This window comes from Hymenobacter agri, from assembly GCF_054778495.1.
Window position 1 is genome coordinate 1 of sequence record NZ_BAAGZM010000005.1, and the last position, 13,021, is coordinate 13,021.

Annotated in this window: 12 protein-coding genes; 6 read left to right on the forward strand and 6 right to left on the reverse strand. The window is 58.4% G+C overall.

Annotation, left to right across the window (positions count from 1 at the left end; translation table 11 throughout):
• Positions 1 to 680 (reverse strand): glycosyltransferase (locus ACYVDE_RS00775; protein ID WP_460499568.1); only part of this gene is annotated, 680 nt, incomplete at its 3' end.
• Between the two features lie 89 nt (positions 681 to 769).
• The gene (locus ACYVDE_RS00780) at positions 770 to 1,795 is read right to left on the reverse strand and encodes a gliding motility protein GldB-related protein (RefSeq protein WP_460499569.1); all 1,026 of its coding nucleotides are present in this window, start codon (positions 1,793 to 1,795) and stop codon (positions 770 to 772) included.
• A gap of 80 nt (positions 1,796 to 1,875) precedes the next feature.
• Between ACYVDE_RS00780 and ACYVDE_RS00785 the strand changes: the two genes are divergently transcribed.
• Positions 1,876 to 2,568 (forward strand): porin family protein, encoded by a 693-nt coding sequence (locus ACYVDE_RS00785; RefSeq protein ID WP_460499570.1) that lies wholly within the window; start codon positions 1,876 to 1,878, stop codon positions 2,566 to 2,568.
• Between the two features lie 83 nt (positions 2,569 to 2,651).
• Here the strand turns inward: ACYVDE_RS00785 and ACYVDE_RS00790 are convergent, their stop codons facing one another.
• The 3 genes from ACYVDE_RS00790 to ACYVDE_RS00800 all read right to left on the reverse strand — a co-directional run bounded on the left by ACYVDE_RS00790 (position 2,652) and on the right by ACYVDE_RS00800 (position 6,061).
• On the reverse strand, positions 2,652 to 4,259 hold the full coding sequence (locus tag ACYVDE_RS00790; protein ID WP_460499571.1) for an Rne/Rng family ribonuclease: 1,608 nt from the start codon (positions 4,257 to 4,259) through the stop codon (positions 2,652 to 2,654).
• Positions 4,260 to 4,680: 421 nt separating this feature from the next.
• Positions 4,681 to 5,571 carry a tetratricopeptide repeat protein gene (locus ACYVDE_RS00795; protein WP_460499572.1) on the reverse strand — a complete coding sequence of 297 codons (891 nt, stop codon included), beginning with the start codon at positions 5,569 to 5,571 and terminating at the stop codon, positions 4,681 to 4,683.
• 181 nt (positions 5,572 to 5,752) lie between these two features.
• On the reverse strand, positions 5,753 to 6,061 hold the full coding sequence (locus ACYVDE_RS00800; RefSeq protein ID WP_190928317.1) for an HU family DNA-binding protein: 309 nt from the start codon (positions 6,059 to 6,061) through the stop codon (positions 5,753 to 5,755).
• A gap of 190 nt (positions 6,062 to 6,251) precedes the next feature.
• On the opposite strand from ACYVDE_RS00800, the gene mutY reads away from it, so the two are divergent.
• From mutY to recG, 4 genes are all read left to right on the forward strand, one after another.
• Positions 6,252 to 7,334, forward strand: coding sequence for an A/G-specific adenine glycosylase (gene mutY, locus ACYVDE_RS00805; protein WP_460499573.1), 1,083 nt, complete (start codon positions 6,252 to 6,254; stop codon positions 7,332 to 7,334).
• A 141-nt stretch (positions 7,335 to 7,475) separates the two neighbouring features.
• Positions 7,476 to 7,904 carry a single-stranded DNA-binding protein gene (locus ACYVDE_RS00810; RefSeq protein ID WP_460499574.1) on the forward strand — a complete coding sequence of 143 codons (429 nt, stop codon included), beginning with the start codon at positions 7,476 to 7,478 and terminating at the stop codon, positions 7,902 to 7,904.
• 129 nt (positions 7,905 to 8,033) lie between these two features.
• Positions 8,034 to 8,618, forward strand: coding sequence for a gliding motility lipoprotein GldD (gldD, locus tag ACYVDE_RS00815; protein WP_460499575.1), 585 nt, complete (start codon positions 8,034 to 8,036; stop codon positions 8,616 to 8,618).
• A gap of 109 nt (positions 8,619 to 8,727) precedes the next feature.
• Positions 8,728 to 10,827: an ATP-dependent DNA helicase RecG gene (gene recG, locus ACYVDE_RS00820; protein ID WP_460499576.1), complete on the forward strand. Its 2,100-nt coding sequence runs from the start codon at positions 8,728 to 8,730 to the stop codon at positions 10,825 to 10,827.
• 69 nt (positions 10,828 to 10,896) lie between these two features.
• Here the strand turns inward: recG and ACYVDE_RS00825 are convergent, their stop codons facing one another.
• Positions 10,897 to 11,118 (reverse strand): hypothetical protein, encoded by a 222-nt coding sequence (locus tag ACYVDE_RS00825; RefSeq protein ID WP_460499577.1) that lies wholly within the window; start codon positions 11,116 to 11,118, stop codon positions 10,897 to 10,899.
• 375 nt (positions 11,119 to 11,493) lie between these two features.
• On the opposite strand from ACYVDE_RS00825, the gene ACYVDE_RS00830 reads away from it, so the two are divergent.
• Entirely contained in the window at positions 11,494 to 12,927 is a 1,434-nt protein-coding gene (locus ACYVDE_RS00830) for a hypothetical protein (protein WP_460499578.1), read from the forward strand.
• The last annotated feature ends 94 nt before the right edge of the window (positions 12,928 to 13,021 follow it).

The window sequence follows — 13,021 nt, forward strand, 5'->3', positions numbered from 1 at the left end:
AAGGTGCCGGCGTACAGCACCACGCGCTTGCCGGTCAGGCCCTGCGCCTGCCGCAGCTGCTCCACGGCGGCGGGCGTGGCGCAGGCGGCCAAGTCTAGGTCGGTGCCATTGAGCACGGTCGTAACTTTTTCGGCCGGAATACCCAAATCTGTCACGTAGCGGGTCATGTCGGGCGAGAGCGGCAAAATGTGCCGGGCGCTTTGGTACAGCCGCTTTTCCATGCGATAGAGCTGCTGCCGGGCCAGCGCCGTGGGCACCGCCCCCATCGCAATAGGGAAAGCCGGCCATAAATCCTGCGCCTCAAACACCCATGGCACCCGCCGCCAGCGTGCCACCTGCGCCGCCGCCCAGGCCGCGGTCAGCGGCGTGCTAATGCCCCAGATAACGTCCGGTTTCTCAATCCGCAGCCCCTCGCGCACGGCCCAAACCGCGTATTGCGCAAACGCCAGCGCCCGCCGCGCTGGCCCCATCTTGTTCTCGTACGGAATGGCCGCTTCTCGAATTTCCACGCCCTCCGGCACCCACGGAAACTCTTGCGTCAGCCGCTGGCCTTTCCAGGCGGGCGTGGTCAACAGCGTCACACGGTGGGTTTTCGCCAGGTGCGCCAGCAATGTGTAGTGCCGGCTAGTAGCCGGGCAATCGGGGTTGGTGTGGTACTGGCTGAAAACGGCAACGTGCATAGGACAATGAGTGAATGGGTGAGTGGGTGAATGAGTGAATGGGTGGCAGGCGCACGGCCACTCACTCATTCACCCACTCACCCATTCACTCATTGTTTTTTCGGCCGATAGTGCGAATCGTTGAGCAAGCGCTGGGCGTTGGTTTCGGCCATCAGGCGGGCCAACGGTACGTTAGGGTGCTCGGCCACATACTTGCGGATGATTTGCAGACCTACCCACTGTCCGACCCGCCCGGGACAGGTTTTGTCGATTTCGGGCACGTTGGGGCGCTCGCCCACGTACTTCTGCAGCAGGAAAGGCGTGGTCGAGTACAGCAGGTTTTTCTCCAGAAAGTGGCCCCACACGCGGGCTTCGTTAGCTTCCAGGCCAATCATTTCACGGCTGGTATAGCCCAGCAGCACCGAATCGGGGGTGCAGGGCAGCATCTGGCTGGCGAAGTAGAGCGTTTTGCCAGCGTGCACCATCGCATCAAGCATGGTGTTGGCCGTGAGCTCGTGCTTGTTGTATTTGCTGGCCACGTCTTGGGCCAGCAGCGGCATGAGGCCGCGCGGCGTGTAGCGGCGCAGCATGTATTGCGGCAAATCGGGCCGCTTGCTGGCTTTGGGGCCCACAAACCAGTCCAGACTCATCACCAGCAGGCTGTCATTCACATAAATATCCTTCGCCAGAAAACCACTCACGTAGGTATAGCTGGTCGGCACCCGGAAATCGGGGAAGTAGTGGTGCACCCGCCGAAACACCTCGCTCACGTCGTGCCGCAGCGCGGCGCTGTCGGGGAAGGCCGCCGCCGTCTCGCGGCCCAGCTGCTGAAGCGCCGGATTGGTAGCCAGTTGCACCAGGCCTTTCGCCAGCTCCTGCTCATTGGCCGGCTGCCGCTGCAGGTAGTAGCGGGCGAACTTCGGATGCGCATTCATGAGCTTCAGCGCCTCATCAGCCGTTTTCAGCCGAAAAAACGCCGGTTCCAAATGCTGCAGCTTCACCGGAACGGCAGCGGCATCCGCGGCGGCATCGGGGCGGCAGCCGTCGGCCGGGCCGCTTTTGCAGGCATTCAAGCCCAGGCCAACGACTAGAAATAAGGGCAGCCAGCGCCGCCAGGCAAAATTATTCGTATCCACGCGCGTTACTTTGGAGTAAAATTAGCCCAGAACCGACCGGCACTCCGCCGTTCTACTCTACAATTGTACTATCTGTTCCTATGAAAAAAGTATTTCTGGCCCTGCTGGCCCTCGTCGCTACCGCTGGCACTGCTTCAGCCCAGGTCGAAATCGGCCTGAAAGTATCGCCCGCCATCACCAGCCTCCGCGCCGAGTCAACCACTAAGAACGCCTTTGCCAGTGATGGCAGCCAACTCGGCTTCAGCGGCGGCCTGGTAGTCGATTATTTTTTTGGTGAAAACTACGCCTTTAGCACCGGCCTCGAACTGGCCGGCAAAGGCGGCAGCGTACGCTACACCGACTATAACAACAGCGGCTCCGGCGTTGGCAATGCCTTTCAAACGTCGTACAAAATGAGCACGCAGTATCTGCAAGTACCGCTCACCGTGAAGCTCTTCACCAATGAAATCGCACCCGCCACGCGCCTCTACTTCCAGGTCGGCGGCTCGCTGAACGTGCCCATCGGCACGCGCATCAACGGCAGCAAGTTCTACACCGACCCCGCCACCGGCACCGAAAACAAAGCCGGCGACTACGTGTATTTCTTCGATGCCGACGCGCTGGTAGCTGCTGGTGCTGAATACACGCTGGGCCAAAGCACCAAGCTGTTCGCCGGTCTGGGCTACCACCGCGGCCTGGTCGACATCGACCACTACTTCGAAAGCAAGCGCGGCATGAGCGACGTAACCATCAAAAACAGTTCCTTCGGCCTCGACCTCGGCATCAAGTTCTAATCCGACAAAAACCCCAATAAAAAGCCCCAGCTTCTCATGAAGCTGGGGCTTTTTGCTGATTCAAGTGGCTGAATAATCAGTCGCTAATCCACGATTTCTACTTCGCGGTCCTGCAGGCGGCTCATGGCGGCGGCCGACGAGCGCAGTTGGATTTCCTCGCCCCGCTCGTCTTCGATGCGGTAGTCGGTGAGGCCCAGGCTGCTGTCGTTCACCACTTTCACCCACTTGTAGTACTTGAGGTACCACTTCATCTGGCGCGAAATCAGGCCCTTGGTGTAATATGCATACAGGAAGGGGTGCACCGACAGCGTGATGCCCGACTGGTTCTGGTTCACCAGCAGGTCGTCGATGCTGTTGTCGATGTCGTCCGTTACCTGGATGGAGGCCGAAATCTTGCCCGTGCCGCCGCAAGTGGGGCACACCTCACCGGTCACGATATTCTCGGCCGGGCGCACCCGCTGCCGGGTAATCTGCAACAGGCCGAACTTGGTGATGGGCAGCACCGTGAACTTGGCCTTGTCGTGCTTCATCACGTCGCGCACGGCGTCTTCCACCTTCTTGCGGCTTTCGGCCGAGCGCATGTCGATGAAGTCGACCACGATGATGCCGCCCATGTCGCGCAGGCGCAGCTGCCGAGCCACTTCTTTGGCCGCCAGCATGTTAATCATGAGCGCCGTCGCTTCCTGGTCGTTTTCCTGGTTGCTCTTGCTGCCCGAGTTCACGTCGATTACGTGCAGGGCTTCGGTGTGCTCAATCACGAGGTAGCCGCCGCCGGGCACCGTCACGGTTTTGCCAAACAGCGTTTTCAGCTGCTTCTCAATGCCGGTCTGCTCAAAAACCTTGATTTTCGAGTTGTGCAGCTTCAGCAAGCCCAGCCGGTCGGGCGCGATTTTCTGCAGGTAGTCGCGCATCTCCTCGTACATCGCCGGGGCATCCACGGTAATGCTGTCGAACGACTCGTTCAGCATGTCGCGCACCATCGACGACGTGCGACCCAGCTCGCCGAGCACCTTGTCGTTGGGCTTGGCGGTGCGTAGCGTGCTGTAAAGCTGCTCCCACTTCGCCACCATATCCTGCATATCCTTATCAAGCTCGGCCACTTCGCGCCCCTCCGCCACAGTGCGGATTATAACGCCAAAGTTTTCGGGCTTGATGCTGGCAATGAGGCGCTTGAGCCGGTCGCGCTCAGCCTTGCTCACAATCTTCTTGCTGACGCTGATGGTGTTCGAAAACGGCATCAACACGAGGTAGCGGCCGGCCATCGAAATGTCGGTGCTCACGCGAGGGCCTTTCGTCGAGATAGGCTCCTTGATAATCTGAACAACAATCTGTTGTCCTTTCTTAAATACGCTTTCCGCCTTCCCTACTTTTTCGAGGGGCGGCTCAAACGTGAATTTTTCCAGCCCGGCGCTGGTTGCCCGGCCACTCTGTACCGTGCGCACCCATTTCGTGAAGGAATGGTACTGCTCGCCGAGGTCGCCGTAGTGCAAAAACGCGTCCTTTTCGTAGCCAATGTCCACGAAAGCAGCGTTCAGGCCGGGCATCACCTTTTTCACGGTGCCCAGGAAGATGTCGCCAACCGAATAGTTGGTGTCGTTGCGGTCGAAATGATATTCAATCAGCCGCTTGTCTTGCAACAGCGCAATGCGCTCGCCTTCCTGAGTAGAATTAATGACTAATTCATTACTCAAAGCCTTGATTTAGTTAAGGTAACTTCTCCGCAAGGCCGCCAACCGCTTACCCCGAAACCGGCAAAGGGAAGCCAGAACCGCATGGTTCTGGCTTCCCTCGCGAGCCACGGGAAAAGCATCTGCGCGGCCCCACTCGGGAGGCTACGTGAGAGATAGACGGCTGGCTCCCTTCCCGTTAGGAAAACTGCCGGCCGCCGCTACGCCCCGTGAGGCTTACTTCTTCTTGTGGCGGTTCTTGCGCAGGCGCTTCTTGCGCTTGTGGGTGGCAATCTTATGACGCTTTCTTTTTTTACCGCAGGGCATGATGCTTGGGGGTTAAGTTGTTGATGTATTCGGTTTCTGGTTTCTGGCTTTTTGCTTTCGGTTGACGATGGCTGGCTTATTAAGACCGTCCAAAAACCAAAAACGAATTACCAAAAACCTATTTCAGCTTGGCAATTTCCTCCTCCACCGACGCGGCCAGGGCAGGGTCGTTGCTGAGGCTTTTGGCAGTGAGGAAGGCTTTTTTGGCTTCTTCCTTAGCGCCGGTACGGGCCAAAGTTACGCCGAGGTAAAATTGTCCGTTCACATTTTTTGGATTGACTTTCACCAAATCCTGGAAACGCGTCACGGCTTTGTCGTACTGGTTGCTTTGCACGGCGAGTATCCCCATGTTATACAGGGCTTTCTCGTTGCGCGGGTCGGCTTCCAATACTTCGCGCAGGTAAGTAATGCCCTGCACAGGGTTTTCGGAGGCCATGTAGGCCATGCCGAGGTTGGTTTTGGCATCGAGGTTGCCGGGCTGCTCCTTCAACACCTTGGCATACAGCTCCCGGGCCTTGCCGCCGAGCATTTTCACGCGCTCGTCGGAAGCGGCGAAGCTGAACGCCTGGAAATAAGCGTCAGCCGCCTGCTGCCAGTTCTGTGCGCTAGGCTTGGCCTGGGCCACCTGCTCCAGGTAATAGCCAGCGCTGTCGAACCGCTCCACGCTGTTGTAGCGGCGGGCCAGGGTGGTGGCCACCGTGGCTTTGGCCGCCGCATCGGGCGCGGCCTTGTATTCGGCCAGCAACCGCGTCAGCTCCTGCCGCTGGGCGGGAGTGGCCGTGGTGTGCGGGGCCGCGTTGGGGCCGTTGTTGTCGGTGGCTGTGGCGGGCACCGCCCCCGAGGATGCTTCGGTCTTGGAGCCGTTGGTGGCCATGCCCCCGCCGTCGCGGTTGGCAGTGGCGGCAGCATCCTTACTCAGCTCCGACTTGCTTTCCTTGGGTTTCATGATGCCTTTGGGCAGCATGAACAGGCCGCCCGCCAGCACAACGGCGGCAGCGACGAGAACCAATTGATGCGAAGCAGAGCTGGTAGTGGCCATAGGCTGAAAAAAACCGGCCGCCGGGCTTTCCCTATCGGAAAAGACACCGGCGGCACGGCCGGCTTGTTGTGGTATCCGGGATATGGTGGTCAGTATTCGGACTTAACTAACTGTCTGACTACTGACTACCAAATACCGACTACGGGATAAACTAGGCTTTGGCGGCCGTGGCTTTAACCTTCTTGCTGTTCTTAATCTTAGCCACGAAGGTTTTCGACGGCTTGAAGCTCGGAATGTAGTGCTCTTCGATGATGAGCGACGTATTTTTCGAGATGTTGCGGGCTACTTTACGAGCGCGCTTCTTGTTTACGAACGAGCCGAAGCCGCGTACATAAATGTTGTTGCCCTCGGTCATCGAATCTTTCACGACTTTGAAGAAGGCTTCAACAGTCATCAATACATCAGCTTTCTCGATGCCGGTCTTCGTGGAGATTTCGGCGATTACCTCAGCTTTCGTCACGTTGGTATGGTACTTAGGTGGTTGAAAAAAATACAGTTGCGGGCAAAAAAATTCCCAAATTCCAGCGTAAGCCTTTGCCTCGTAGGCGGTTCGCCCTTGAATTGGGGCCACAAAGGTAACCCCATTTTTTCGTTTTACCAATCAACCCCCTGAAACAACCGACTGACCCAAATTATTCGCTTTCAAAATTTTGGCAAATCAAACCCCTCAACCTTCCTTTCTGGCCACGGCCCTGCTGGCCTGGTACCCCCGCCACCGACGCGACCTGCCGTGGCGCCACACCCGCGACCCATACGCCATCTGGCTATCCGAAGTCATCCTGCAGCAAACTCGTGTGGCGCAGGGCCTCCCCTACTACGAAACCTTCCTGCGCGCCTACCCCACGGTGCAGGACATGGCCGCCGCCCCCGAGGCCGAGGTGCTGCGCTACTGGCAGGGCCTGGGCTACTACTCGCGGGCCCGCAATATGCACCGCACCGCCTGCCAGGTAGTAGAAGAGTACGGCGGCTACTTCCCCGCCAACTACGCCGGCCTGCTGAAGCTGCGTGGTGTGGGCCCTTACACGGCGGCGGCCATTGCCTCGTTTGCCTTCGATGAGGCCGTAGCCGTGCTCGACGGCAACGTGTACCGCGTGCTGGCCCGCCTGTTTGGGCTGCACTCCGACATCGCCGCGCCCAGCTCGCGCAAGGAATTTCAGGCCGTGGCCGACCAGCACATTCCGGCCAACGCGCCGGCCGATTTCAACCAAGCCATTATGGAGTTTGGGGCCATTCAGTGCACGCCGGCCAAGCCCGACTGCCTGTTTTGCCCCATGCAGGCTAGCTGCTGGGCTTTTCAGCACGGGCAGGTGGCGCTGCTGCCGGTGAAGAGTAAGGCCAAGAAGGCCCGCACCCGTTATTTCCACTATTTCGTGCTGCGCCACGGCGACTCGGTGTACCTGCGCGAGCGGGGCGAGAAAGACATCTGGCAGGGCCTGTACGATTTCGCGCTGGTCGAAACCGATGCCGCCGAGCTACCCGCCGATGAGTTGACCCGGCACCTCGACGCCCTCGGGGCTGTCCTCGATACCAGCTGCGCCGCCGAGCCCAGCGCCGCCTACCGCCACATCCTAAGCCACCAGAAGCTGGAGGCGCGCTTCCACAATTTGCCGCTCACGGAGCCGCTGCCCGCGGCCACTGTGCGCGATTTAGGCCTGCGGGCGTATTCGGCGGCGGAGATTGAGGCACTGCCAAAACCCAAGCTCATTGCTAATTATATTGAGCAAAACTTCTAGTCGAGGCACTACCAATATTTTTAGTTTTATCCGCAAATATTTTTAGCAAAAATATTTGCGGGCCCGATTTAAGTTCTTACCTTTGAAGCAAGAGCAAGCCGGGTGGCTTTCTTGATTCTGTATTTCCTAACGTGCAATAATATGGCCGGTGTGAACAAAGTGATTTTGGTAGGCAATCTGGGCAAAGACCCCGAAGTACGTCACCTCGAAGGCGGTGTGAGCGTAGCTCACTTCACCCTCGCTACCAACGAGTATTACAAAGACAAGCAAGGCAACCGCGTGGAGCGCACCGAGTGGCACAACATCTCGGCGTGGCGCGGATTGGCCGACATGGCTGATAAATTCCTCAAAAAGGGCCAGCAGGTGTATATCGAAGGCAAGCTGCGCACCCGCCAGTACCAGGATAAAGACCAGCAAACGCGCTACATCACCGAAATCATCGCCGATGAGATTTCGATGCTAGGTGGCCGTCCGCAGGGCCCGGGCAATTCGCCCGACGCCCCGGCTGCCGCCGCAGAGCCGCAGCACACGTTTCGGCAGGAGCCGGAGCTGGACCAATTGCCCTTCTGACTGCAACTGGCCAAATCGGTTATCGATGCAAAGCCCTGGCACTCTGCCGGGGCTTTTTTCGTTGTGCAGCCCGTTACCTTTGATAGTGCGAAAGTGCTGGCCGTTTGGCCGGATTCTCGCGTTTGCTCCATGAAACAGTTTCTTTTTCTGCCACTACTAGCGGGGGCGGCGCTGCTGGCCAGTTGCTCGTCGGCACCCGACTTCACGCCCAAGCCCAAGGGCTACAACCGCATCGACCTGCCGCCGCACGCCTTCCAGCCGCTGCCGGGCGACCGGCCGTATTCGTTCGAGTATTCGAAAGAGGCCGTGATTAAGCGCGACTCGTCGTACCTGGCCCAGCCGAACTGGATTAACGTGTACTACCCCAGGCTGCACGCCAACGTGCAGATTACCTACATGGACGTGCAGCGCGACCGGCGCCTCTATAATAAGATGATGGAGGATGCGCGTAAGCTTACGGGCAAGCACGAAATCAAGGCCACGGCCATTGATGAGCGCATTTTGAAGACGCCCAACGGCATGCGGGCTTCGGTATTTGAGCTGCAGGGCGAAGTGCCCAGCCAGTTCCAGTTCTACACCACCGACAGCACCCACCACTTCCTGCGCGGCGCGCTGTATTTCCGCACAGCCACCGACAACGACTCGCTGGCCCCGGTGATTGAGTACGTGAAGGCCGACATGGTGCACATGCTGAACACGCTTAAGTATAAATAACTGTCATTTAACATTTATCAATTAACATTTAACATGCTGATGCATAATGCCATTTCAGGCGCAAAGGCCGATTTGTTAAATGATAAATGTTAATTGTTAAATGACCTAGATGAGTAACTTTTTCAATACCCGGCTCGAACACCTGCGTTCGGTGGGCAGCACGCAGCGGGCCCAACTGCTGGGCAAGGAGCTGGGCCTGTTCACCTACGGCGACCTGATTCAGCGCTACCCGTTTCGCTATCTTGACCGGACGCAGGTATATAACATTGCCGACCTGAACGACGACCTGCCCTACGTGCAGGTACGAGGCGTGCTGCGCGGCAAGGAGCTCATAGGTGAAGGACCGAAGCAGCGCCTAACGGCCAAGGTAGGCGATGGCACTGGTGAGCTGGAACTGGTGTGGTTCAAGGGCGTGAAGTGGGTGCAGCAGTACACCCGCAACAACCAGGAATACATTGTTTTCGGCAAGCCGACGATGTTCAACGGGCGGCCCCAGATGGCGCACCCGGAGCTGGAGGAAGTAAACGAGAACAAGCCCGGCCAGAGCTTTCTGCAGCCGGTGTACAACACGTCCGAGAAGCTCAAGAACTACCACCGCGTCGACAGCAAGGCCATTATGCGCATGGTGGGCGAGCTGCTGAAGCTGGCCGTGCCGCACATCACCGAGTCGCTGTCGCCGGAGCTGATAGAGCATTATGCGCTGATGCCCAAGGCGCAGGCGATGCAGCAGATTCACTTTCCGCAGAGCAACCAGCTGCTGGCCGCGGCCAAGTTCCGGCTGAAGTTTGAGGAGCTGTTTTATGTGCAGTTGAAGCTGCTACGCCAGCGCGACCAGCGCAAGGTGACGCTGGCTGGGCAGATTTTTAAGGAAGTGCCCACGCTGGTCGACTTCTACAAAAACCACCTGCCTTTTGACCTTACCGGTGCGCAAAAACGCGTTATCCACGACATCTACAAGGACTTCTGCGCCGGCAAGCAGATGAACCGACTGCTGCAGGGCGACGTAGGCTCGGGCAAAACCATCGTGGCCTTTATCGCCATGCTGATGGCGGCCGACAACGGCGCCCAAAGCTGCCTGATGGCCCCCACCGAAATCTTGGCCGACCAGCACTACGTGGGCCTGAAACAATATGCCGACGCGCTAGGCATCCAGATTGGTAAGCTCACGGGCAGCACCCGCACCAAGGACCGCCGTGTGCTGCACGAGGCCCTGCGCGACGGCACGCTGCACATGCTGGTGGGCACCCACGCCCTGCTCGAAGACGTGGTGCAGTTCCGCAACCTGGGCCTGACCATCATGGATGAGCAGCACCGCTTCGGCGTGGCGCAGCGCTCGAAGCTGTGGCAGAAAAACCCGCACATCATTCCGCACGTGCTGGTGATGACAGCCACGCCCATCCCCCGCACGCTGGCCATGACGCTCTACGGCGACCTCGACGTGAGCGTGATTGACGAGCTGCCCGCCGGCCGCAAGCCCATCGTAACGGTGCATCGCTTCGACGCCAACCGTCTTAAAGTGTTCGAGTTTATTAGAGACCAAGTGAAGCTGGGACGGCAGGTGTACATCGTGTATCCGCTCATCGAGGAGTCGGAAGCGATGGATTACAAAGACCTGACCGACGGCTACGAGAGCGTGAGCCGGGCCTTTCCGGAGATGCAAATCAGCATTGTGCACGGGCGCATGAAGGCCGAGGAGAAGGACTACGAGATGCAGCGCTTCCTCAAGAAGGAAACCCAGATTATGGTGGCTACCACCGTAATTGAGGTGGGCGTGAACGTACCCAATGCCTCGGTAATGGTGATTGAATCAGCCGAGCGGTTCGGCCTCTCGCAGTTGCACCAGTTGCGGGGCCGGGTGGGCCGCGGCGCCGACCAGAGCTATTGCATTCTGATGACGGGCTTCAAGCTGAGCAAAGACGCCCGCACCCGCCTCGAAACAATGGTGCGCACCAACAACGGATTCGAAATTGCCGACATCGACCTCAAACTGCGCGGCCCCGGCGACCTGATGGGCACCCAACAGAGCGGTGTGTTGGACCTATTGATTGCCGACCTGGCCAAAGATGGCCGCATCCTGAGCGAAAGCCGGGCCGCCGCCCAAACCATTCTGGCCAACGACCCCGACCTGACTAACCCGGCCAACGCGGCCATCCGCCATCATATTGAAAGCCTGCCCGCCACGGCGGTGAACTGGAGCCGAATTAGCTAATAAAGCCCCGCAAACGTTTTGGGATGGGCAAAAAAAAACGACCTTTAAAAAAGTCGTTCTGCAAGCTGGCTAAAACAGCTCGGCGATGAGGCCGTTGCCGCTATGCTGCGGCTGGTTTTGCTCTTGTGCTGGCGGTACGGGCTCCGAAGTGAGCACCTGATGCACCATGACCACCGACCCATTGTTGGCAGTTGGCGTAGCCTGCGCCACGGTTGCCGAAGCAGGCTGCTTGGCCAAACGGCCACCAACGATGAGGGCGGATAAAAGAGCGAACTTAAACAGAGATTTCATAATAATAGTAGATATCGCGGCGACAAAGGTACGACGCAACTGAAGTTTGTTCAACAAAACCGCTCAAAAGCCCAATAATCTCGTCTAATGCGATGATTTTCGCGGTCAGACAACGGTGGACTTTTTTGCTTGCTGGGAGCGGTCCCGACTGGACTCGCTGGTTGGCTGCAAAGTTAGCGGCTCCCTATACGGGCAGGGCCACGGAAGTGTTATGCTTGAAAGACGTTTTTGTTAGCTGCCCCGGCGCGCTTAGCCATAATCCGGCCAAACCAGCGTTAGCAAGGCCCGAATTGGGTACTTTTGACCAGCTTCCTGCTCACAATTTTTCCTTTTATGACGAATCGACGCCAAAATTTTGTACCCCACTTCGCATTAGTGTTGAGCTTAATAAGTGGCTTAGCAAACACAGAATCTGCCCAGGCCCAGAAGGTAAAATCGACGCCGTTCAGCTACCTACCCGAGCAGGGCACCGACCGCTACGACATGCGCGTGCCCCGCAAAACGCTGGCCTTAGCCGATGGCTCGGGCTTCGTGATTCTGGCGCATCAGAGCTCGGGCAGCTACTCGGTGGAGCGCTACGACACCGACCTGAAGAAGCAGTGGAGCACCACCATTCCCATCAACCCCGGCGAAACGCTGGAGGCCTTCGGGCGCGGCACGCAGCAGGCGCTGGTGGTGCTGCATCACAAGGACGACAACGGCCAGAACCTGACGCTAGTACCCGTGAACCTGCAGGGTGGCCAGAAAGCCGCGCCCAAAGTGCTGATGGCCGTGGCTCCGCGCGACCGCCGGCCCGGCGTAAGCATCTCGCCCGACGGCTCGCGGGTGCTGGCCTTCCGCTACTTCACCCGCGAGCAGCAGGTGAAGAGCATGGCCGCCACGCTCTTCGACCAGAGCGGCAACAAGATTGAGGACAAGAACTACGATTTCCGCGCGCTGGGCGACTTTTTCTCGCCGGCCGTGCACGTGGCCAACGATGGCACGCAGTACGTCACGCTCATCAGCGAGGGCATGAAGAAGCTGACGGTCCGCCGCTACCCGGCCGGCACTTCGCCCGAGATTAAGGTGCTGGGCGTGCCGGTGGGCGGCGTGTTCGGCGGTAAGAGCGTGACGGTGCGCGATGCCAAGTTCACGGTGCTGGGCGACGGCAGTCTCTACGCCGCAGCCATCTGCGCCGACTACGCCACCGGCGAATATTACAGCCTGAAAGTGGTGAAATTTGACTTCAGCGGCAACGGCGACATGAAGTTTTCGCCTGAATTCCGCTTCACACCCGAGTACCTGGCCGAAGTAGCCAAAGCCGGCGGCACCGATGCCAAGCAGCGCCTCGACGACGTGTACCTAGCCGACATGCTCCTCACACCCGACAAGCAGTTAGTCGTCATTGGCGAAAAGCATTTTGAAGAAGGCGGCAGCGAAGCCCCCGTGCATGCCCGCGAGTTGCACCTGTTTGGCTACAACGAGTTTGGCGCACCTACCTGGCACAGCATTGTGGCGAAGGACCAAGTGGCCCCGGCCGTTGACAGCTACACCGGCATCGGCTTCCGGGCGGCCGTGTTCGGCGGCACGGTTCAATTGCTTACTCTGGAAAATATCAACAAGAAATCGGACCTTTACCTGCGCAAGGTCAATGCTCAAACCGGCGTCATCAGCCCCCCCGAGCGGCTGAAGCTGAATGTGGCCGACGACCAGCAGCTGGCATACGTCAAGGATTTCACGACCTGGCTGAACGAGAAAACCATCATCGGCGTGAGCCGGCCAAGCAAGAAATCGGCGGCATTGCAGCTGGATAAGATTGTGGTGAAGTAATCAAAATGATGATTCGCGGACTAAAAATCCGCGCTACGAAAAAGGCCGCTCCCGAAACCGGGAGCGGCCTTTTTTAACGTTCACAAAATCCGTG